Origin of the sequence: Kingella sp. (in: b-proteobacteria), from assembly GCF_030527935.1 — a bacterium.
Classification (GTDB): domain Bacteria; phylum Pseudomonadota; class Gammaproteobacteria; order Burkholderiales; family Neisseriaceae; genus Kingella_B.
Genome location: NZ_JAUMZV010000017.1, coordinates 30,227 through 49,085 on the forward strand (window position 1 = coordinate 30,227; position 18,859 = coordinate 49,085).

Below are 18,859 nucleotides of genomic sequence, written 5' to 3' on the forward strand. Positions count from 1 at the left end.
GAATACGCCGTTTCAGGCTGCCCATCCACATCCCCAGAAAGGAAATCTCCCATGAAAAAACTACTCATCCCCGCCCTGCTCGCCGCCGCACTCGCTGCCCAAGCCGCGCCACAAGCGCATTCAGCCGCCATCAGCATCCCCGCCACCGCCGCCGAAGTCGCCAGCCAATCCGAAGCCGCCACCGCCCACTTGGTTGCCAAAGCCGAAACCCGCACGTTGGCTTACTACGATGCCGATGGCAAAGAAGCCCCGCAAGCCAGCGCAGGCGGCTTTTATCGGATGCTGCTGGGGCGCACCGCCGATGGCAAAGCCGTTGCCCAAGACTTTTATCAAGACAGCAAAACCAAGCAAACCGACCCCTTTGTTATCGCCGATGATAAAGACCTGAAAAACTTTGACGCGCTTTCCGCCGAAGACGGGCGCATGATTTGGTACACGCCCGAAGGCGAAGCAAAAGAGTTTCAAGACATCCGCAACCACAAAAGCATCGCATCAGGACGCTACGAAAACGGCAAACTCGCGCTCAAAACCGAAGGCACCAACGAAGCCCTGCGCATCCAAATGTATCACGACAACGGCAAGCTCGCGTTTGACGGCTCGGGCACGCAAAGCGACAAAAAAGTCAAATTCAAAATCATCAACCGCCAAGGCAAAGTGCTTGCCGATAGCGAGAAAAAAATCAAAGCCACAGGCAAAAACGCCGAAGAAGCAGCTGAAATCATCATGCGTTTGCAAAAATTGAACAGCGATTGATTGCCGCGCATGGTTATAGTCGTTTTCAGGCTGCCTTCAATCATCAAAGGCAGCCTGAAAACATTGCCACAGCCATAAACGGCAATGGCTTGCGCCATCTCATCATCTCCATCATCGCCCAACCCCCATTTCAGGCTGCCTATCCCCCAAAGGCAGCCTGAAACCCCCAATCTCCCCACCATGCTCTTTGACCTCACCCGCTATTCCCGCGCCGAATTAAAACACGAAACCCGCCAACTGCTCGCCCTAGCCATCCCCATGATGCTCGGGCAAATCGCCACCGTTGCCATCGGCGTGGCAGACACCGCCATGTCGGGCGCGGCGGGCAAAGACGACCTAACCGCCGTTGCGCTGGGCAACTCCGCGTTCTCCACCCTATTCATCACCTTTATGGGCATCATGGCGGCACTCAACCCCATCATCGCCCAGCAACACGGCGCAGGCGGCACGCACGAAGTCGGCGAAACAGGGCGACAAGGCTTATGGTTTGGGTTGCTGCTCGGCATCATCGGCATGGCAATGCTGTTCGCGCTCATCATCCCGCTGCAAAATTATTTAAACCTGAGCGCACACATCAAAACCCTATTCGCCCAATATCTCGCCATCGTCGCGCTCGGGCTGCCAGCCGCGCTGATGTACCGCGCTCTGCACGCCTACACATCCAGCCTAAACCAGCCCCAGCCTATCGTGTGGATAAACTGGGCAGCGTTGCTGCTCAACATCCCTTTGAATTATCTATTCATCTTCGGCGCAACAGGCATCGCCGAACTCGCCAACCGTTTTCAGGCTGCCCCAGCCGTTGTCGCATGGCTCGCCCAACTGCCCATTCCCGCGCTCGGCGGCGTGGGCGCAGGCGTAGCGACCACCATCGTGTTTTGGTTCGCCACCATCGCGCTCGCCGTTTACATCGCCAAAAGCCGCCACCTGCGCCACTTCGGGCTCACCCAACGCTTCTCCCTGCCCCGCTGGCAAACGCAAAAAAATATCGCCAGCCTAGGCTGGGCGATCGGGCTGTCCTATTTTCTAGAAGCCAGCCTGTTTACCTTTATCGTGTGGCTGATTGCCGATTTGGGCGCAACCCACGTTGCCGCGCAGCAAATCGTGTTAAGCCTAAGCAGCGTGATTTACATGATTCCGCAAGCCATCGGCTCGGCAGCAACCGTGCGCATCGGCTACGCCATCGGGCGGCGACAATTTGCCCGCGCCCGCTATATTGCAGGCGTTGCCATCCTATGCGGCTGGCTGCTGGGCGCGTGCACCCTTGTTGCCCTGCTGGTTTTCAGGCTGCCTTTGGCAAAAATCTACACCCAAGATGCCGCCGTGCTCGCCCTAGCCAGCAGCCTGATTATTTTCGCAGGCGTGTTCCAAGTGTTTGATTTCACGCAATGTATCGCTTCCTATGCCCTGCGCGGCTACAAAATCACCCGCGTGCCGATGATTATCCACGCCATCGCCTTTTGGTGCTTGGGGCTGATTTTGGGCTACATCCTTGCCCACGCCGCGCAAATGGGTATTTACGGCTTTTGGACAGCGTTGATTATCTCGCTCGCCAGCGCAGCAGCGGCTTTGGTGTGGTATTTGGAAAAACGCAGCCAGTTGGCGAAATTGGATAGGAAGGTGTAAGAGCCTGTTCTAAAAGGCAGCCTGAAAAACAAAACCGCTTGTGTGTTGCGCCAAACGGTTTTTTGCTGGATGGATGGATTTCAGGCTGAAACCTTTGCAAAACCCCTAACAGCAGCCTGAAAAATAAGAAATGCCGTCATTCCCGCGTAGGCGGGAATCTTGCTTGATATTCAAAAATATACGCAAAAACAAACCATTGCATGAATTTAACTAAGATTCCCGCCTACGCGGGAATGACGGAGAATTAACTATTTCTTGTTTGGTTTTAGGTTTTGCAAAGGTTTCAGGCTGCCTTTGCTATCACGGAATTATTCATTCAATCAGCGCGTGGGTGTGTGAACTTGTTCACGCACCATTGGAATGCCGCTAAACGGTGCGTGGCAAAGCCACACACCCTCGTACTATAAAGCACACAACCAAAAGTAGCCTGAAACCGAGTTCCCCCGTTTTCAGGCTGCCTTATTGTTCACTCAAACTGTTGCCGTCTTACTGCTCCAACGCCTTCAAAGAAACCGCGCCCGTATCGTCAAACACGGAAGCCCCTTTGAAATTCTTGATTTGCTCGTTATCCGAAGCATCAATCTCAATCTCGCTGCCTTCTGGCAACACTTCATCGGGTTGCTCATCAGGGCGCACCGACATACCGCCATAAGGCGCAGTCAAATCAGCCGAGCCGCTTTTCCATGCGATAGAAGTCAAATTGCCCTGAATGCGCGCGCCTTTTGCCGAGCAAGTCAAGCAAATGGGTTTGGCTGCCTGCGCCTTAATCACCGCATCCACTTTGGCGGTGCTGATGGTGCGGTTGTTTGCCTCGCCCCAAGCGGCGATGCTTTGTTTCAGCGCGGATGTTTTCAACGCACCTTTTCTATATGGGTCGCGGAACACCGCCAGCCACAAATTGCCCGCATCGTCTTGGTTCAAGGCAATGCGCTCGTAGCTTACGGTGGCGGGCGAGCCTGTGTGGATGGTTTTGGCAAATTCCAGCGCGTCGGGCGATTTCATGCGCACGCAGCCGTGACTCACCACGCCCGGCACGCTGGCGGGGTTGCTGGTGCCGTGGATGCCTAGCCCCAAGCGTGGGTTGCCCAAGCGCACAAACACAGGCCCAAGCGGGTTTTTGGGGCCGGGTGGCACAGATTTCACGCCGTCGCCGCGTTCTTTTTGGATGGACAGCGGGATGTGCCAAGTGGGGTTAAACGCTTTTGCGCCGATTTTGTGTTCGCCGATATTGGTTTGCGACATCGCTTTGCCCACGCCCACGGGATACACTTTTTTCAGGCTGCCGTCTTTAAACAAAAACAGACGTTGCTGCGGGATGTTAATCACCACTTGATAGCCTTCGGCGGCGGGCGAAACATCGGGCACAGGAATGGTTTGAGCCGCAAACGCGGGGGAAGCGAGCACAATCGCGCCCAAGCTCAGTAAAGCGTATTTATTCATATAAAAAGGATGAAATGTACAAACAAAAGAGTTCGCCATGATACGCTAGTTAGGCGCAGTTTTATGCGAAAATAAGCGTTTATCTTGGCGAACAATTTTAATTGTTGCAGCCGCACAACATTTTATCCAACCATGACCACTGCCCATATTATTTCTTTGGATTACGAATCGCGCGGCGTTGCCAAAATAGATGGCAAAACCATCTTTGTGCACAACGCGCTGCCGCAGGAAATCGCGCAAATTCGCATCACGCAACACAAAGCCCATTTTGCCGAAGCACAAGTTGAGCAAATTGTCCAGCCGTCGCCCTATCGGCGCACGCCTGCTTGCCCGCATTATGGCGATTGCGGCGGCTGCGTGATGCAACACGTTGAATTTACGGCGCAAGTTGCCATGAAGCAGCGCGTGTTTGAAGAGCAGTTGCAGCGCATTGGCCAGGTGCAGCCTGAAAGCTTGCTGCCGCCTGTATACGGCACGCCGTGGCACTATCGCAGCCGCACGCGCTTGGCAGTGCACACCAGCGCGGGCGGCAAAATTGTTTTGGGCTATCAAGCCAAGCGTAGCCATAAAATTGTGCCCATCCGCCAATGTTTGCTGCTGCCCGAGCACGTTTCAGGCTGCCTGAATATCATCCGCGATGCGTTGCAAGAGATGACCCGCCAGCAGCCGAAGGTGGGCATTCGCGGCGTGGAAATCAGCGTGGGCGAGCGTGTTACGGCGGTGAATATCATCAGCCAGAAAAGGCAGCCTGAAAAGGTGTTGCACGTGCTTTCAGGCTGCCTGAATGGTGGCGATGGCGGCGATGGCGGTAAGCGCGTTTGGCAAGTGTGGCAGCAAATTGGCAGCGCGAAGCCGCAAGCGGTGTCTCCGAAAAACGCGCCGCTGCTGTCGTTCAGGTTGCCTGAATTTGGCTTAACCATGCCGTTTCAACTGGGCGATTTTACGCAAATCAATCTGCCGCTAAACGAGATTATGGTGGCGCGGGCGGTGCATTATCTTGACCCGCAGCCGCATGAGCGCGTGGCGGATTTGTTTTGCGGGCTGGGCAATTTTACGCTGCCGCTGGCGACCCGTGCCGCTGCGGTGGTGGGTTTGGAAGGCAGCGCGGCACTCACGCAACGCGCGGTTGCCAACGCCCGCGCCAATGGTTTGCCCAACGCGCAATTTGCCACCGCCGATTTGTTTACCACCACGCCCGCCACCCTTGCCGCGCTGGGGCGGTTTGACAAGATGCTGCTTGACCCGCCCCGCGCGGGGGCTTATGCCGTGGTGCAAGCCTTGCACGCGCCGTTTTTGCCGCAGCGGATTGTGTATATTTCGTGCAACCCCGCCACGCTGGCGCGGGATGCGGCGGTGTTGGTGGGCAAGGGCTATCGCTTTACCACGGCGGGGATGATGAATTTGTTTCCGCAGACCAGCCATGTGGAAGCGATTGCGGTGTTTGAGTTGGCGCGATAAGGCAGCCTGAAATGGGTTTACAAGGTTTCAGGCTGCCTAATTGATGGCGCGGTAAGGCAGCCTGAAACGCGAATGGAGTGGCGACGGCTCGTCGCCAAATGGTTGGGCAACGATATTTGGGTAAACATCGCGCAATATAGTTTTCAGGCTGCCTATGCACTACTATTAGGCAGCCTGAAAAACAGTTTATAAGATTTCAGGCTGCCTAATTAAGCGCACAATCAGGCAGCCTGAAACGTGAATGGAGCGGCAACGGCTCGTCGCCAAATGGTTGGGCAACGATATTTGGGTAAACATCGCGCAATCCGTTTTCAGGCTGCCCATACCCTACCATTTAGGCAGCCTGAAAACGGTTCACAAGATTTCAAGCTGCCCATCCAGCGCACCATCCAGCAGCCTGAACCCATCATTCAACACAAGGAACCCCCATGAAAAGCAGCGCACGCAACCAGCTCGCAGGCACCATCCACAGCATAGAAGACTTTTCAGGCTGCCACAGCATCGCCGTGCAATGCGGCAGCCATCTGGTTTACAGCCACATCAGTCCGCAAGCCTACCGCAGCCTGAAACCGCAAATCGGGCAAAGTGCCGTGGTGCTGTTCAAAGCCAACGCCATCACCCTGTTCGCCGAAATCCACCCGCTGCGCCTGTCCGCCGAAAACAGCATAGAAGCCCGCGTAGAAGCCATAGAACAAGGCGCGGTGAACAACATCGTGCGCCTGCGCACCCGCGATGGCATCCCGCTTGCCGCCGCCATCACACTCAACAGTAGCGAAAGCCTAGACATCCGCGCAGGGCAGCGCATCACCGCCGTGTTTTTAGCCAGCCAAACCATGCTCGCCGTTTTGTAAACAGGCAACGCAATAGGGCAGCCTGAAACGCCTTTCTACACGTTTTCAACAGCCGTAGGGTGGGCAACTCGCTTGCCCACCAACCCCATCCAGCAAATCGGTGGGCAAATCGGTAGGCAAACCAGTTGCCCACCCTACGCACTTTATGTCCAAGGCAGCCTGAAAAACCATTTAATCAAGCCAAACCCGCAAGCCTGTGTTTCAGACTGCCCCATCGCACCATCTAACCCAAAAGAACTAGATGCCCCTATCCCCCATTACGCCAATACCCAAGCCCCCGCCTTTGCACTACGCTGCGCCCCTTTTCCACCAAAAGAACGAGAACACAACCATGTCAACCAAATCACTCATCGCCGCCCTGCTGCTTGCCGCCAGCGCATTCGCCCAAGCCGAAGACATCACCGTCTCCGCCGCCGCCAGCCTAAAAGAAGCGTTCACCGACATCGCCCGCCGATACGAAAAACAGCACCCTGATGCCAAAATCAAGCTCAACACCGCCGCATCAGGCACGCTGCTGCAACAGCTCGCGCAAGGCGCACCCGTGGACGTGCTCGCCACCGCCGACCTTGCCACCATGGACAAAGCCGCCGCGCAAAATCTCATCCGCCCGCAAACGCGCAAAACCTTCGCGCTCAATTCGCTGGTGTTGATTACGCCCAAACAAGGCAGCCTGAAAATCGCCACGCCCAAAGATTTGCTGCAAAGCGGCGTAAAACGCATTGCCGTGGGCAACCCCGCCAGCGTGCCAGCAGGTGCATACACCCAAGCCGCGTTGGAAAAACAAAAGCTATGGAGCAGCCTGCAACCCAAAATCGTCCACACGCAAAACGTGCGCCAAGCCCTTGATTACGTTATCCGCAGCGAAACCGAAGCAGGCTTTGTCTATCGCACCGATGCCGCGCTCAAACCACACGCCGTCAACATCGTTGCCAGCATCCCCACCGAAAAACCCGTTGCCTACCCCATCGCGCTCACCCAAAGCAGCAAAGCCAGCAACGAAGCGCAACGCTTTGTGAACTATGTGCTTTCCGCCGACGGGCAGCGCGTGTTGCAACGCTATGGATTTAGCGCGGCGAAGTAAGCCTGAAACCTTTGTAACCCCCAGCGGCAGCCTGAAAAATAAGAAATACCGTCATTCCCGCGCAGGCGGGAATCTTGGTTGATTTTATGCAATGAATTGTTTTTACAGAAATTTTTAAATACTAGGCAAGATTCCCGCCTGCGCGGGAATGACGGAGAATTGACTATTTCTTGTGGTGTTTTAGGTCTTGCAAAGGTTTCAGCCTGTTTGATTGATGGCATAAAAGGCAGCCTGAAAACGTTAATGCCATCGTTTTCAGGCTGCCTATTGTGTTTACAATATTGTTTTTTCTATTTTTAAACTGAAACCTTTGTCCCATCAGCGGCAGCTCACCAATAATACACCACTATGGCAACCAGTCGTCGCCGCTCCACGATTGCCAGATTAAACAAACGTTTCAGGCTGCCCATGCCCATCCACCATGCCCGAAATTCTCCCCGCGCTCTATCTCTCGCTCAAAGTCGCTCTTATCGCCACCGCCATCAACCTTGTGCTGGGCACGCTCGCAGGCTATCTGCTCGCCCGCAAACGCTTTATCGGACGCGAATTGCTGGACACCATACTCGTGCTGCCAATGGTGCTGCCGCCCACCGTGATGGGCTACTACCTGCTGGTGCTGCTGGGCAAACAAGGCAGCATCGGCAAATGGCTGGGCGACACCTTCGGCATCAACCTTATCTTCACATGGCAAGGAGCGGTCATCGCCGCCGTGGTGGTAACCTTTCCGCTGATTACCAAGCCCGCCCGCGCCGCGTTTGAAGACATCGCCCCCAACCTGGAAAAAATGGCGACCGTGTTTGGCGCATCGCGCCGCCAAATCTTTTTCAACGTAACCCTGCCGCTCGCATGGCGCGGCATCTTAGCAGGCGTGCTGCTCGCCTTTGCCCGCGCGCTGGGCGAATTTGGCGCAACGCTGATGGTGGCGGGCAGCATCCCCAACGAAACGCAAACCCTTTCCATCGCCGTGTATGAAGCCGTGCAAGCAGGCGACGACGCGCTGGCAAACAAGCTGGTTATCATCATCTCGTTGGTGTGCATCACCATGCTGTTGAGCGCGACCGCGTTGGCGAAATGGAAGCGGCGCGGATAGATTTCAGGCTGCCTTTAACCGTTTAATCAAGGTTTCAGGCAGCCTGAAAATCAAACAGCCGCTTTGGGCTGCCACATCTTGCCAAACTTCAACACATTCGGCACATCCACCAACGGATAAACCACTGCGCAGCATTGTTCGCCCGCCAATACCGTGCTTTCATAAGCCAAATGGCAATTCAACAATTTGATTTTGTTAAACTCTTTCTCATTCACGCGCAAAACCACCTTGCGAAATGAATGCTGCAACCAGTCTTGATACAGCGCGAAATCGGCACACAGCGTTTGCGCTTGCAAATGCGCCGCTAACACAGCGTGCGCCACCAAAGTTGGCACAATATGGTCGGGCACATCATCGCGCACGGCGATATACATTTTGGGTAATATCTTGTTTTCCATGTGGTTATCTGTTTTCAGGCTGCCTAGTAATCAAATGGATTGAGCAATTTCACACCTGTTTGCTAAAAATCTTTCACATTGCGCGCAACCAACACCAAATCATGCACCCATGCCGTAGCAGCAATAAACGCATCGTTGATTGGTTTTTTGTCGGGAATATGCAAACTGGCGCAATGCAATGCAACCGCTTCATCCACAGGCAAAATGCGCGCTTGATAATCCTGCAAAACCACATTTTCAAACCACGATTGCAACCGATTGGCTTGCGTTGGGTCTTTTCGTGCCAGCGACAAAATGCCCATTTTGATTTCGGTTAAACTGATTGCGCTGATATAGGATTGCGAAAAAGGCGTTGCTTCCGCCCATTTTTGCACGGCTGGATGAATTTTATCCGAGTTCAGTTTACGCAATTCCGACAAAATATTGGTATCCAACAGCAACATTATTCCTACTCCGCAATACGAAATGGGCTGTTGTCTCGTTCAAATTCAAAATCCACATCCGCCGCATCATGCCGCCCGCCCAACACTTGCGCTATGCTTTGCGTTTGCGGTGCGGTTTGCTGGCGCACAAAATCCGCCATCAATTCGCGCATCAGCTGGGCATCGGTGCGGTTAAGCTGTTTTGCCACCGCCAAAAAATCACGATACAGCGCATCATTGATGGGAGATTGATACATAATCTGGCTCATTATTTAGCTCCTTGTGTGATGCGCTGCGCCCAGCCATTTACCGCGCAAACTGCCCCAAAAACCCCAAATCGTTATCAAAAAACAGCCGCAAATCATTCACGCCGTAGCGCAGCATGGCAAAGCGGTCTAGCCCGATGCCAAAGGCAAAGCCTGTGTATTGCTCGGGGTCTATGTTCACGTTTTTCAACACGTTGGGGTGTACCATGCCGCAGCCGCCCACTTCCAGCCATTTGCCGTTGTCGCCCATGATGTCAATTTCGGCAGACGGCTCGGTGAACGGGAAGAAGCTGGGGCGAAAGCGCACTTGAAAATCGTCGCGCTCAAAAAAGCGGCGGATAAAATCGGTGAACACGGCTTTTAAATCGGCAAAGCTCACACCTTCTTCCACCCACAAGCCTTCGCATTGGTGGAACATGGGTGAGTGGGTGGCATCGCTGTCCACGCGGTACACGCGACCAGGGGCGATGATGCGAATGGGTGGATTTTTTTTGTCCAGCATATAGCGGATTTGAATGGGCGATGTGTGGGTGCGCAGCACGTTGCCGCCTTCGGTGTAAAACGTGTCTTGCATGGCGCGGGCGGGGTGGTTTTGCGGGATATTGAGGGCTTGGAAGTTGTGGAAATCGTCTTCAATTTCGGGGCCATCTGCCACGTCAAAGCCCATGCCGTGAAACAGCTCCACCACACGCTGCAAGGTGAGCGTTACGGGGTGCAAGCCGCCTGCGGATTGCCCGCGCGATGGCAGGGTTACGTCCAAGGCTTCGGCGGCGAGTTTTTGCTGCAACTCGGCATCAGCAAAGGCGGCGCGTTTGGCATCGTAGGCAGCCTGAAAACGGGTTTTGCATTCGTTGATGTGCGCGCCGATGGTTTTTTTCTCTTCCACGGATAACGCGCCAAGCTGTTTGAGCAGGGCGTTGAGTTCGCCTGTTTTGCCAAGGTATTGGGCTTTGATGAGTTCTAGGGCTTGGGTGTTTTCGGCGGATTGAATGGCGGCGATGCCGCGTTCGGCGATTTGGGTGGCATTGTTTTGCATGGTGGTTTGGGGTGGGGAAATGGGGGTTGAAAGGGATGGAGAGCTTGGGATGCGCTGAATGGCGTTTTCAGGCTGCCTTTATCGTTTTCAGGCTGCCTATTGCTTTTCAGGCTGCCTAATTACTCCACATCGGGCACGCTGGGCTCGGCAGCGGCTTGCTCTATCAAATGCGACAGCGTCATGCCGCGTTCTAGCGAGTGGTCGTATTCAAAATGCAGCTCGGGCACGCGAAACACGGTAATGCGGCGCGATAGCTCGCTGCGCAGAAAGCCTTTGGCGTGTTCCAACGCTTGCGCGCTCGCTTCGCGCTCGCCGTTTAGCACGGTGTAATACACGGTGGCGTGGCTGTAATCGCGGGTTACGTCTACATCGTTAATCGTAATCAAGCCTGCGCGTGGGTCTTTGAGCTCGGTGCGAATCAGCTCGGCAAGCTCGCGCATGATTTGTTCTTTAACACGGTCCACGCGAGCGTAGCCGTTGCGTTGTGGTTTTTTCATGTTGATTATTCTCGTTGCAAAATGGTGGCGATTATAACTGAAATGCAAGGCAGCCTGAAACGCGCAAGACTGAAAGCGCACGCAGCGCGTTGCCGCAAAAGCAAGCGCATCGTTGCCAAGCATTTTTTCAGGCTGCCCATAATCGGTATAATCAACCCATTCGCAGCACCCCACCCACAGCCCACAAGGAGTTCTCCCATGCAAACCGATGTAGAAATCGCCCAAGCCGCCACCTTGCAACCCATCGCCCAAATCGCCGCCCAGCTTGGCATTGCGCCCGATGATTTGGAGCAATACGGCAAATACAAAGCCAAAATCAACCCCGCCGATGCGTTCAGGCTGCCTAACAAGCGCGGCAAGCTGGTGCTGGTAACCGCCATCAACCCCACGCCCGCAGGCGAAGGCAAAACCACGCTCACCATCGGGCTCACCGACGCGCTCAACCGCATCGGCAAGCCAGCCATCGTTGCTATGCGCGAACCATCGCTGGGCCCCGTGTTCGGCATCAAAGGCGGCGCGGCGGGTGGCGGCTATGCGCAAGTTGTGCCGATGGAAGACATCAACCTGCACTTCACAGGCGATTTTCACGCCATCGGCGCAGCCAACAACCTTCTTGCCGCCATGCTGGATAACCACATCTACCAAGGCAACGCGCTGGGCATAGACCCCAAGCGCGTGCTGTGGCGGCGCGTGGTGGACATGAACGACCGCCAATTGCGCAACATCATCAACGGCTTAGGCAAGCCCACCGATGGCGTGATGCGCCCCGATGGCTTTGACATCACCGTAGCCAGCGAAGTGATGGCGATTTTTTGCCTGTCCAACGACATCGCCGATTTAAAACAACGGCTGGGCAACATCCTGATTGCCTACACCTTTGATAATCAACCCGTTTACGCCAAAGATTTGCACGCACACGGCGCAATGGCGGCGTTGCTCAAAGATGCCATCAAGCCCAATCTCGTGCAAACGCTGGCGGGCAGCCCCGCGCTGGTGCACGGCGGGCCATTTGCCAACATCGCGCACGGCTGCAATTCCGTGTTGGCAACGCGCTTGGCGCAGCATTTGGGCGAGTTCGCCGTAACCGAAGCGGGCTTTGGCGCAGATTTGGGCGCGGAAAAATTCTGCGACATCAAAGCGCGGCTGGCAGGCTTGCGCCCCGATTGCGCCGTCATCGTCGCCACCGTGCGCGCCCTAAAATACAACGGCGGCGTGGATAAAGCCGATTTAAACGTCGAAAACGTCGCCGCCGTGCAACGCGGTTTGCCCAACCTTATCAAGCACATCAACAACATGAAACAGGTTTTCAGACTGCCTGTGGTGGTGGCGATTAACCGCTTCACTTCCGACAGCGATGCCGAACTCGCCGCAATTGAAGCCGCGTGCCAACAAGCAGGCGCAGCCGTGTCGCTTGCCGAAGTGTGGGCAAAAGGCGGCGCGGGCGGCGAAGATTTGGCGCGCAAAGTAGTCGCCGCCATTGCAGCCAACACAGGCGATTTTGCCTTTGCCTACGATGCCAACGACAGCATTGCCAACAAAATCAACGCCATCGCCAGCAAAATCTACGGCGCAGCAGGCGTAACATTCAGCGCAGAAGCCACCGCCGAAATCGCCAACTTGGAACGCTTGGGACTGGATAAACTGCCCATCTGCATGGCAAAAACGCAATACTCGCTCAGCGACAACGCCAAACTGCTGGGCAAGCCCGAAGGCTTTACCATCAACGTGCGCGGGATTACCGTCTCCGCAGGCGCAGGGTTTATCGTGGCATTGTGCGGCGCGATGATGAAAATGCCGGGGCTGCCCAAATCGCCCGCCGCCGAGCGCATTGATGTGGATGAAAACGGGCGGATTAGCGGTTTGTTCTAGTTCAACCGCGTTTCAGGCTGCCTTTGTTGCACACAGTAAGGTAGCCTGAAAATGATGAAATCAGCTTCTAACCATTTTGCTTAACGCAACACCAGACCATATTTCAGGCTGCCCTATCCATATAAAGGCAGCCTGAAAACCATCTTAACCAACCTAAACAAAAACAAACATCTTATGATAGAATCCCGCGCAAAGTTGTCAGCCCGTTCCAGCAAAGGATAAGCACATGAACATCACCATTTTAGGCGCAGGCGCATGGGGCACAGCCCTTGGCATCCATTTTGCCAAACACAACCACCAAATCGCCATGTGGACGCACAACGCCGAGCACGCCCAAGCCATGCAGCAAAGCCGCGAAAACGAACGCTACCTGCCCCATTTCAGGCTGCCTGACAACCTAAACGTATATGCCGATATGCCCGAAGCCCTGCGCGAGAGCGAATTGGTGCTGGTGGTAACACCCGTGGTGGGGCTGCGTTCCAGCGTGGAACAGCTCAAACAACACGGAGGCGGGCATCTGCCCATTCTCACCGCCTGCAAAGGCTTTGAGCTAGACACAGGCTTGCTCACATTCCAAGTCGTGCAAGAAGTGCTGCCTGAAAACCCACGCATCGGCGTGTTATCAGGACCCAGCTTCGCGCAAGAACTCGCCCAACAGCTTCCCTGCGCCGTGTGTCTCGCTTCGCAAAACGAAGCATGGCTACACGAATTGGTACAAGAGCTAAACACCAACGTCATGCGCCTTTATGCCAACAGCGATGTCATCGGCGTATCCGTTGGCGGCGCAGTCAAAAACATCATGGCGATTGCCACAGGGCTATCCGACGGCTTGAACTACGGCTTAAACGCCCGCGCCGCCTTGGTAACACGCGGTTTAGCCGAAATCACCCGCCTTGCCGTTGCCATGGGCGCACACACCAAAACCATGATGGGCTTGGCAGGCATGGGCGACCTAATTCTCACTTGCACAGGCGCACTATCCCGCAACCGCAAAGTCGGGCTAGGCTTAGCAGAAGGCAAAACCCTGCACCAAGTGCTCAAAGAAATCGGACACGTCGCCGAAGGCGTGCCCACCATAGAAGAAGTGCACAACGCCGCCGCCAAATACCAAATAGATATGCCCATCACCGATATGCTCTATCAACTCGTGCGCAACGAATTAGCCGCTAATGACGTGGTAGAACGGCTGATGCAACGCGAACCCAAAAGCGAATAACCCGCACCATTGAGTTAAATTTGAAGGCCTACCGCGCTGGCTTATCGTCTAACTGCATTCACCATCCCTTTTTCAGGCTGCCTATCTGCCAAGCCATAAAAGGCAGCCTGAAACGAAGTTCAGCGTAGCTAAGAACCTGTATTCACTATTTTCATAGGTAGATTTGATGACATAAAAGCGTGGATACAAGGCAAAAAGCACAGCAAGGTTGGACACCTTGCGAGCATTTTTAACGCGGTAGCCGCGTTTTTAGGGCATAAAAGATGCCTATGAGAATAGTGAATACAGGTTCTAAAACCCATTCCGCCCCGCCCAACCCTTTGGAAACCCCATGAACACACTAAAAGACCTAGACATCCTAGAATCCAAAATCAAAACCCTAGCCGACAAGCTCCACCATCTTTACGACGACAACCAAAAGCTCAAAGCCAAGCTCGTGGTAGAACGCAAAGAATACGACACCCAAATGCTGCATTGGGAAGAGCAACTCGCCGCCGCCGTCAACAAAGCCAACACCGCCAACGACGAAGAACTCAACCACAAACTGCAATTCCAAGAACAACAAATCAAACTCTTGGAAACCGAGCGCATCAACCTGCGCGACCAAATCTCCTTCCTGCAAAACACCATTCAAAACAAAGAAAAAAGCTGGCAAGAACGCTTTACCGAGCAAGAACAACACGGCGACAAGTTCAAAGAACTGCAAGAGCAGCTGCAAGCCGCCGAAGACAACGCACTCGTCCTGCGCCAAGAACTCACATCGCAAAAACAACAAGCCAGCGAAGCACAAGGCACCCTGCAAAAAAGCAACAACGAATTAACCGAACAACTTGCCGTGTTGCAAGCGCAGCTTAGCGAAGCCGAATACCGCATCGCCCAATACGACAACGAAACCGCGCAGCTACGCGCATCGCTCACCGATGCCAAGTCCGAATGGGAAACGCAAGAAAAATCCCTGCTCAGCAACGTAACCGCCGAAAAAGAAGCCATTGCCACACAACTGGCGCAAGAAGCCGAACGCTTCCGCATAGAATTTGCCCTGCAAACCGAGCAACACGAAAAAAGCCTGAACGAGCTTAACCAAATGTTCAAGCAACAAAAAGAACATCTGGAAACCGAAAACGCCCTATTGCAACGGCAAGTAGAACAACTGATGACGCAAAACCACGCCTATCGCACCATGCTGCAAGAAAACGCCGACAAAATCCGCACCTTGCTAGACCGCTTGCCCGCGCCCGAAACCCACAACAAGGAAACCATCCAATGAGCATTGAACAAATCAGCGTTGAAATTCTCAACCGCCAATTTACCATTGGCACACCCAACAGCGAGCGCGAGACCTTGTATAAAGCAGTGGAAATGCTGAACCAAAAAATCACCGCCATCCAAGGCGCAAGCCAAAACATGGAAACCGAAAAAGTAGTAATTATGGCGGCACTCAACCTTTCCCACGATTTACTCAAAATCGCCAACAAATATGAACAAGAAGCCTTGCCAAGCCAAGAGTATGAACGTAAAATCCAATCACTCATCCTGCTTTGCGATGAAACGCTCAGCAAAGATTGAACCCGTTAAATTCCCTGCGGTGCGCGTAATGGCACACATTTCCTTGAACCAATAAAGTTTGCTCGGTTATCGGGAGTTGTAACAGGCGCGAGCGGTCTCTTGTTAGATTGCACCCGAAGTTACCCGAGATAACCACCTTGTGTACAAGGTTCAAGCGAACTCAGCCTAAACGGCATTCGCGGGGTTCTATAAAAAAACACCGTTTCGTGATGAAACGGTGTTTTGTTTTGCGGTCTTGTTTTGTGATGATTTTGCTAAACAGCAAAAAGCCAAGTTCCGAAAAACTTGGCTTTTTTAGCTCCCCGACCTGGGCTCGAACCAGGGACCTGCGGATTAACAGTCCGTCGCTCTACCGACTGAGCTATCGGGGAATGAAGCCACGCATTATGCGGATGTTTGGTTGCCTTGTCAAACGCTTTCTATACACACGATAACAATCGTAATGAAATTAAACGGAATTATTTTCAGGCTGCCTTTGGCGGTGTTGATGGGCGTGGTAAGCGAGATAAAGAGCGATGCTGCTGCCTATCATGTCGGCAAGGGCATCTAGCGGGTCGCCTTGTCGGGTTTGGGTAAACAGGTGTTGGGCAATTTCGCTGGCGATGGCGTAGCATAGGGCGAAGGTAAACAGGGCGGCGATGGGCGGGCGTTTGCGTTCGGCAAGCCATGCTTTGGCGAGCAGCCATGTTTGGGCGAAAAACAGGGCGGCGTGGGCGATTTTGTCAAAATGGGGGAATGGCGGGGCGATGCGGCTGTTGCTTTCGCGGAAGATAAGGCTGTATATACCTGCGATGAGCCACAATAGGGCGGCGGCGAGCCATTTGTTTTTGGGGAGTGTCATGCGGGGTCGTTCAGCGATTGTTGGCATTGTTGGGCTAGGGCTTGGAATTTGCTGCCGCGCGTGGCGAGTATGTCGCGCCATTGGGCGATTTCTTCGCGGCTGGGTGCTTGGTCTAGGCTGCATTCTTCTAGCAGAAATTGTAGGGTTTTTTGCACTTCGCCGTAGCTGGCGGTTTGGATGAGCTGGGTGAGTTCGGTCATTTTGGGGTGTCCTTTGTGGCGGCGCGGGATGGGTTTTAGCTACGCTGAACTTCGTTTCAGGCTGCCTTTGGAGTAAACCAAGCTGTTTTGTAAACAGGGTTTGCGCTATCGTTTTCAGGCTGCCTTTGAATGCAAGCCAAATTGTTTTGTAAACATAGTCTGCGTTATGGTTTTTCAGGCTGCCTTTGGTTGCAAGCCAAGCGGTTTTGTAAACAGGATTTGTATTTTCGTTTTCAGGCTGCCTTTGAATATAAGCCAAGCTATTTTGTAAACAGGGTCTGCGCTATGGTTTTCAGGCTGCCTTTGACATCGTGCAAACATTGAAGGCAGCCTGAAACGCTGTCTGCCGCTGCTTAAACAAATGGCGCGGATTATAGCGTGTTGGCAGCTTTTTGGGTTTTGTGGGAAAATTCGGGCATTGATTTTTTGGAGTGGCGCGATGCTGGATAGGGAAGGATACCGACCAAATGTCGGTATTATTTTGCTCAATCAGGATAATCGTGTGTTTTGGGGAAAGCGTGTGCGCGAACACGCTTGGCAGTTTCCGCAGGGGGGGATTAAACCTGGGGAAAGCCCTGAAACGGCGATGTATCGGGAGTTGTTTGAAGAAGTGGGCTTGCTGCCACAGCACGTTAAACTTTTAGGGCGCACGCGCGATTGGCTGCGCTATGATGTGCCGAATAATTGGGTGCGGCGCGAGTGGCGTGGCTCGTATCGCGGGCAGAAGCAGATTTGGTTTTTGCTGCGCTTTGTGGGGCAGGATAGCGATTTGCATTTGCGTGCCACGCAGCAGCCTGAATTTGATGGCTGGTGTTGGCACGAATATTGGGCGGTGATTGATGAAGTGATTGAATTTAAACGTTATGTTTACGAGCGCGCGCTCACGGAATTATCGCGGCATTTGCGTGGCTTGGAAAGCATGGGCGAATTTCACGCGCGGCAGTTGGAATTGCGGCAGGCGGCGCGTCAGCAGGATTTGGCAGCGAAGGAGTCGCCATGAATCGGAATACTTATTTATTGGTTGCGCTGTTGGCGGTTGGCTTTGGCACGTTTAGCAATTATGCGATTGTGAACAGCGATGGCTCAGGGAGCAGTACGCGCACTGGCAGCCGCGCTTATATCCCCAGCGGCTCGGGGTACAGCGGCGGCTATTCGGGTGGGCATAAATGAGCGACTATCGCCCCAGCGCGCATGGTTTGCTGGATTTGTATGGCTGCCCTGCGGCTTTTCTGCGCGATGCGGCGGAGTTGGAACGCGCGATGCGACAGGCGGCAACGCAGGCGGGCGCAACCATCTTATCGGCGCATTTTCACACCTTTGGCGCGGGCGGCGGCGTAACAGGCGTGTTGCTGCTGGCGGAATCACACATCACGATTCACACTTGGGCGGAGCATCATTTTGCGGCGGTGGATATTTTTCTTTGCGGCAGCCTGAAACCCGAAATAGCGGCGCAATCGTTGCAAACGGCGTTGCAAGCGCAATCGGCGGATTGGCGCGAATATCCGCGCGGCGGGCGATTGTTTGGAGCGTGATTGTTTAATCTCGCGTAAAACGGATTTTCGCGTTGGGAAACAGCCAAATCGTTATTTTGTGTTAAGATGCCGTTTTGGTTTACTCACAACCGTTTAGGAAAACATCATGAAACAAGCACTTTTTATCGCTGCTCTTTTGGCAGCGGGTGCAGCAAACGCGGCAAATTATGAAGTGGATACCTTCCACACCAACGCGCGTTTTACCATTGACCACTTTGGCACATCCAGCAACGTGGGTGGCATCTATGGCTTAAAAGGCAATATGCAATTTGACTTGGCAAAACGCACAGGCAGCATTGACATCGCCTTGCCGTTGGCAAACTTGCAAACAGGTTCGCAAGATTTTACCCACCACTTGCAATCTGCCGATTTATTCAACGCCGAGAAATTCCCCGAAATGCGCTTTGTGTCCACCAAGTTCAATTTCAACGGCAAAAAATTGGTTTCGGTGGACGGCAAATTAACGCTGCTGGGCAAAACCCAACCTGTTAAATTGACCGCCAGCAAGTTCAACTGCTACCAAAACCCGATGCTGAAAACCGAAGTGTGCGGCGGCGATTTTTCCACCACCATTGACCGCACCAAATGGGGTATGAATTATTTGGTGAAAGAAGGCATGGCGAAAAACGTGCGCATTGATATTCAAATTGAAGCCGCCAAAAAATAAGGGGCTGTCCTAGATAACTAGGATAAATTACTTCTTACCAATTGTTTTAAAAT

General features: G+C 53.7%; 26 protein-coding genes, 1 tRNA gene and 1 other RNA gene. 17 read left to right on the forward strand and 11 right to left on the reverse strand.

Annotation, left to right across the window (positions count from 1 at the left end):
* Positions 1-51 precede the first annotated feature (51 nt).
* From Q4A85_RS06920 to Q4A85_RS06930, 3 genes are read left to right on the forward strand one after another with little or no spacing between them, the layout of a single operon-like run.
* Positions 52-753 carry a hypothetical protein gene (locus tag Q4A85_RS06920; protein WP_303108870.1) on the forward strand — a complete coding sequence of 234 codons (702 nt, stop codon included), beginning with the start codon at positions 52-54 and terminating at the stop codon, positions 751-753.
* A complete protein-coding gene (locus Q4A85_RS06925) occupies positions 750-914 on the forward strand; it encodes a hypothetical protein (RefSeq protein WP_303108872.1) in 165 nt (54 codons plus the stop codon). Before Q4A85_RS06920 ends, Q4A85_RS06925 begins: the two co-directional genes overlap by 4 nt.
* 19 nt (positions 915-933) lie before the next feature.
* Positions 934-2,376, forward strand: a complete 1,443-nt coding sequence (locus Q4A85_RS06930) for an MATE family efflux transporter (RefSeq protein ID WP_303108920.1) — start codon at positions 934-936, stop codon at positions 2,374-2,376.
* A 486-nt stretch (positions 2,377-2,862) separates the two neighbouring features.
* Here Q4A85_RS06930 and Q4A85_RS06935 read toward each other — a convergent pair whose 3' ends face one another.
* Positions 2,863-3,816: a L,D-transpeptidase gene (locus Q4A85_RS06935; RefSeq protein ID WP_303108874.1), complete on the reverse strand. Its 954-nt coding sequence runs from the start codon at positions 3,814-3,816 to the stop codon at positions 2,863-2,865.
* A gap of 132 nt (positions 3,817-3,948) precedes the next feature.
* On the opposite strand from Q4A85_RS06935, the gene rlmD reads away from it, so the two are divergent.
* The 4 genes from rlmD (at position 3,949) to modA (ending at position 7,206) form a co-directional block, all read left to right on the forward strand.
* Positions 3,949-5,274, forward strand: coding sequence for a 23S rRNA (uracil(1939)-C(5))-methyltransferase RlmD (gene rlmD, locus Q4A85_RS06940; RefSeq protein ID WP_303108876.1), 1,326 nt, complete (start codon positions 3,949-3,951; stop codon positions 5,272-5,274).
* 285 nt (positions 5,275-5,559) lie between these two features.
* Positions 5,560-5,706, forward strand: a complete 147-nt coding sequence (locus tag Q4A85_RS06945) for a hypothetical protein (RefSeq protein WP_303108878.1) — start codon at positions 5,560-5,562, stop codon at positions 5,704-5,706.
* Positions 5,703-6,125, forward strand: a complete 423-nt coding sequence (locus Q4A85_RS06950) for a molybdopterin-binding protein (protein WP_303108880.1) — start codon at positions 5,703-5,705, stop codon at positions 6,123-6,125. The genes Q4A85_RS06945 and Q4A85_RS06950 overlap by 4 nt, the downstream gene beginning before the upstream one ends.
* A 331-nt stretch (positions 6,126-6,456) precedes the next feature.
* On the forward strand, positions 6,457-7,206 hold the full coding sequence (modA, locus tag Q4A85_RS06955) for a molybdate ABC transporter substrate-binding protein (protein WP_303108882.1): 750 nt from the start codon (positions 6,457-6,459) through the stop codon (positions 7,204-7,206).
* Here modA and Q4A85_RS06960 read toward each other — a convergent pair.
* On the reverse strand, positions 7,182-7,427 hold the full coding sequence (locus Q4A85_RS06960; protein WP_303108884.1) for a hypothetical protein: 246 nt from the start codon (positions 7,425-7,427) through the stop codon (positions 7,182-7,184). The two genes, modA and Q4A85_RS06960, sit on opposite strands and share 25 nt — an antisense overlap.
* Before the next feature lie 200 nt (positions 7,428-7,627).
* Between Q4A85_RS06960 and modB the strand changes: the two genes are divergently transcribed.
* Positions 7,628-8,296 carry a molybdate ABC transporter permease subunit gene (modB, locus tag Q4A85_RS06965; RefSeq protein WP_303108885.1) on the forward strand — a complete coding sequence of 223 codons (669 nt, stop codon included), beginning with the start codon at positions 7,628-7,630 and terminating at the stop codon, positions 8,294-8,296.
* Between the two features lie 50 nt (positions 8,297-8,346).
* Here the strand turns inward: modB and Q4A85_RS06970 are convergent, their stop codons facing one another.
* The 5 genes from Q4A85_RS06970 to rbfA all read right to left on the reverse strand — a co-directional run bounded on the left by Q4A85_RS06970 (position 8,347) and on the right by rbfA (position 10,915).
* Positions 8,347-8,694 carry a peptidyl-tRNA hydrolase gene (locus Q4A85_RS06970; protein ID WP_303108887.1) on the reverse strand — a complete coding sequence of 116 codons (348 nt, stop codon included), beginning with the start codon at positions 8,692-8,694 and terminating at the stop codon, positions 8,347-8,349.
* Positions 8,695-8,756: 62 nt separating this feature from the next.
* Positions 8,757-9,137, reverse strand: a complete 381-nt coding sequence (locus Q4A85_RS06975) for a type II toxin-antitoxin system VapC family toxin (protein WP_303108889.1) — start codon at positions 9,135-9,137, stop codon at positions 8,757-8,759.
* A 5-nt stretch (positions 9,138-9,142) separates the two neighbouring features.
* Positions 9,143-9,385 (reverse strand): hypothetical protein, encoded by a 243-nt coding sequence (locus Q4A85_RS06980; RefSeq protein ID WP_303108891.1) that lies wholly within the window; start codon positions 9,383-9,385, stop codon positions 9,143-9,145.
* Between the two features lie 37 nt (positions 9,386-9,422).
* Positions 9,423-10,418, reverse strand: a complete 996-nt coding sequence (pheS, locus tag Q4A85_RS06985) for a phenylalanine--tRNA ligase subunit alpha (RefSeq protein WP_303108893.1) — start codon at positions 10,416-10,418, stop codon at positions 9,423-9,425.
* 119 nt (positions 10,419-10,537) lie between these two features.
* Positions 10,538-10,915: a 30S ribosome-binding factor RbfA gene (gene rbfA, locus Q4A85_RS06990; RefSeq protein ID WP_303108922.1), complete on the reverse strand. Its 378-nt coding sequence runs from the start codon at positions 10,913-10,915 to the stop codon at positions 10,538-10,540.
* A 198-nt stretch (positions 10,916-11,113) separates the two neighbouring features.
* On the opposite strand from rbfA, the gene Q4A85_RS06995 reads away from it, so the two are divergent.
* The 5 genes from Q4A85_RS06995 (at position 11,114) to ssrS (ending at position 15,755) form a co-directional block, all read left to right on the forward strand.
* Complete coding sequence (locus Q4A85_RS06995) at positions 11,114-12,784, forward strand: formate--tetrahydrofolate ligase (protein WP_303108895.1); 1,671 nt, start codon at positions 11,114-11,116, stop codon at positions 12,782-12,784.
* Positions 12,785-13,010: 226 nt separating this feature from the next.
* A complete protein-coding gene (locus Q4A85_RS07000; protein WP_303108897.1) occupies positions 13,011-14,000 on the forward strand; it encodes an NAD(P)H-dependent glycerol-3-phosphate dehydrogenase in 990 nt (329 codons plus the stop codon).
* 331 nt (positions 14,001-14,331) lie between these two features.
* Complete coding sequence (locus tag Q4A85_RS07005; RefSeq protein ID WP_303108899.1) at positions 14,332-15,267, forward strand: hypothetical protein; 936 nt, start codon at positions 14,332-14,334, stop codon at positions 15,265-15,267.
* Positions 15,264-15,566: a cell division protein ZapA gene (locus Q4A85_RS07010; protein WP_303108901.1), complete on the forward strand. Its 303-nt coding sequence runs from the start codon at positions 15,264-15,266 to the stop codon at positions 15,564-15,566. The genes Q4A85_RS07005 and Q4A85_RS07010 overlap by 4 nt, the downstream gene beginning before the upstream one ends.
* Positions 15,567-15,574: 8 nt before the next feature.
* Positions 15,575-15,755, forward strand: a non-coding RNA gene (gene ssrS / locus Q4A85_RS07015) — 6S RNA.
* Between the two features lie 109 nt (positions 15,756-15,864).
* Here ssrS and Q4A85_RS07020 read toward each other — a convergent pair.
* The 4 genes from Q4A85_RS07020 to Q4A85_RS07035 all read right to left on the reverse strand — a co-directional run bounded on the left by Q4A85_RS07020 (position 15,865) and on the right by Q4A85_RS07035 (position 16,928).
* Positions 15,865-15,937 (reverse strand) — tRNA-Asn (locus Q4A85_RS07020).
* Positions 15,938-16,014: 77 nt separating this feature from the next.
* Positions 16,015-16,407 carry a VanZ family protein gene (locus Q4A85_RS07025; RefSeq protein WP_303108903.1) on the reverse strand — a complete coding sequence of 131 codons (393 nt, stop codon included), beginning with the start codon at positions 16,405-16,407 and terminating at the stop codon, positions 16,015-16,017.
* Positions 16,404-16,607, reverse strand: coding sequence for a dioxygenase (locus Q4A85_RS07030; protein ID WP_303108905.1), 204 nt, complete (start codon positions 16,605-16,607; stop codon positions 16,404-16,406). Before Q4A85_RS07030 ends, Q4A85_RS07025 begins: the two co-directional genes overlap by 4 nt.
* 174 nt (positions 16,608-16,781) lie before the next feature.
* The gene (locus tag Q4A85_RS07035) at positions 16,782-16,928 is read right to left on the reverse strand and encodes a hypothetical protein (RefSeq protein WP_303108907.1); all 147 of its coding nucleotides are present in this window, start codon (positions 16,926-16,928) and stop codon (positions 16,782-16,784) included.
* Positions 16,929-17,046: 118 nt separating this feature from the next.
* Between Q4A85_RS07035 and Q4A85_RS07040 the strand changes: the two genes are divergently transcribed.
* From Q4A85_RS07040 to Q4A85_RS07055, 4 genes are all read left to right on the forward strand, one after another.
* Positions 17,047-17,607: an RNA pyrophosphohydrolase gene (locus tag Q4A85_RS07040; RefSeq protein ID WP_303108908.1), complete on the forward strand. Its 561-nt coding sequence runs from the start codon at positions 17,047-17,049 to the stop codon at positions 17,605-17,607.
* A complete protein-coding gene (locus Q4A85_RS07045) occupies positions 17,604-17,777 on the forward strand; it encodes a hypothetical protein (protein WP_303108910.1) in 174 nt (57 codons plus the stop codon). Before Q4A85_RS07040 ends, Q4A85_RS07045 begins: the two co-directional genes overlap by 4 nt.
* Positions 17,774-18,139, forward strand: a complete 366-nt coding sequence (speD, locus tag Q4A85_RS07050) for an adenosylmethionine decarboxylase (protein ID WP_303108912.1) — start codon at positions 17,774-17,776, stop codon at positions 18,137-18,139. The genes Q4A85_RS07045 and speD overlap by 4 nt, the downstream gene beginning before the upstream one ends.
* Before the next feature lie 106 nt (positions 18,140-18,245).
* The gene (locus Q4A85_RS07055; protein ID WP_303108914.1) at positions 18,246-18,806 is read left to right on the forward strand and encodes a YceI family protein; all 561 of its coding nucleotides are present in this window, start codon (positions 18,246-18,248) and stop codon (positions 18,804-18,806) included.
* Positions 18,807-18,859 lie beyond the last annotated feature (53 nt).

Bases quoted from the DNA above. Each gene is read 5' to 3' on its own strand.
- Q4A85_RS06970 (WP_303108887.1), bottom strand. From the start codon at position 8,694: ATGGAAAACAAGATATTACCCAAAATGTATATCGCCGTGCGCGATGAT.
- Q4A85_RS07030 (WP_303108905.1), bottom strand. From the start codon at position 16,607: ATGACCGAACTCACCCAGCTCATCCAAACCGCCAGCTACGGCGAAGTG.
- modA (WP_303108882.1), top strand. From the start codon at position 6,457: ATGTCAACCAAATCACTCATCGCCGCCCTGCTGCTTGCCGCCAGCGCA.
- Q4A85_RS07055 (WP_303108914.1), top strand. From the start codon at position 18,246: ATGAAACAAGCACTTTTTATCGCTGCTCTTTTGGCAGCGGGTGCAGCA.
- Q4A85_RS06920 (WP_303108870.1), top strand. From the start codon at position 52: ATGAAAAAACTACTCATCCCCGCCCTGCTCGCCGCCGCACTCGCTGCC.
- Q4A85_RS06995 (WP_303108895.1), top strand. From the start codon at position 11,114: ATGCAAACCGATGTAGAAATCGCCCAAGCCGCCACCTTGCAACCCATC.
- Q4A85_RS06935 (WP_303108874.1), bottom strand. From the start codon at position 3,816: ATGAATAAATACGCTTTACTGAGCTTGGGCGCGATTGTGCTCGCTTCC.
- Q4A85_RS06960 (WP_303108884.1), bottom strand. From the start codon at position 7,427: ATGCCATCAATCAAACAGGCTGAAACCTTTGCAAGACCTAAAACACCA.
- Q4A85_RS07005 (WP_303108899.1), top strand. From the start codon at position 14,332: ATGAACACACTAAAAGACCTAGACATCCTAGAATCCAAAATCAAAACC.
- rlmD (WP_303108876.1), top strand. From the start codon at position 3,949: ATGACCACTGCCCATATTATTTCTTTGGATTACGAATCGCGCGGCGTT.
- speD (WP_303108912.1), top strand. From the start codon at position 17,774: ATGAGCGACTATCGCCCCAGCGCGCATGGTTTGCTGGATTTGTATGGC.
- Q4A85_RS06975 (WP_303108889.1), bottom strand. From the start codon at position 9,137: ATGTTGCTGTTGGATACCAATATTTTGTCGGAATTGCGTAAACTGAAC.
- Q4A85_RS07010 (WP_303108901.1), top strand. From the start codon at position 15,264: ATGAGCATTGAACAAATCAGCGTTGAAATTCTCAACCGCCAATTTACC.
- rbfA (WP_303108922.1), bottom strand. From the start codon at position 10,915: ATGAAAAAACCACAACGCAACGGCTACGCTCGCGTGGACCGTGTTAAA.
- modB (WP_303108885.1), top strand. From the start codon at position 7,628: ATGCCCGAAATTCTCCCCGCGCTCTATCTCTCGCTCAAAGTCGCTCTT.
- Q4A85_RS06950 (WP_303108880.1), top strand. From the start codon at position 5,703: ATGAAAAGCAGCGCACGCAACCAGCTCGCAGGCACCATCCACAGCATA.
- pheS (WP_303108893.1), bottom strand. From the start codon at position 10,418: ATGCAAAACAATGCCACCCAAATCGCCGAACGCGGCATCGCCGCCATT.
- Q4A85_RS07035 (WP_303108907.1), bottom strand. From the start codon at position 16,928: ATGTTTGCACGATGTCAAAGGCAGCCTGAAAACCATAGCGCAGACCCT.
- Q4A85_RS06930 (WP_303108920.1), top strand. From the start codon at position 934: ATGCTCTTTGACCTCACCCGCTATTCCCGCGCCGAATTAAAACACGAA.
- Q4A85_RS06980 (WP_303108891.1), bottom strand. From the start codon at position 9,385: ATGAGCCAGATTATGTATCAATCTCCCATCAATGATGCGCTGTATCGT.
- Q4A85_RS07000 (WP_303108897.1), top strand. From the start codon at position 13,011: ATGAACATCACCATTTTAGGCGCAGGCGCATGGGGCACAGCCCTTGGC.
- Q4A85_RS07025 (WP_303108903.1), bottom strand. From the start codon at position 16,407: ATGACACTCCCCAAAAACAAATGGCTCGCCGCCGCCCTATTGTGGCTC.
- Q4A85_RS07045 (WP_303108910.1), top strand. From the start codon at position 17,604: ATGAATCGGAATACTTATTTATTGGTTGCGCTGTTGGCGGTTGGCTTT.
- Q4A85_RS07040 (WP_303108908.1), top strand. From the start codon at position 17,047: ATGCTGGATAGGGAAGGATACCGACCAAATGTCGGTATTATTTTGCTC.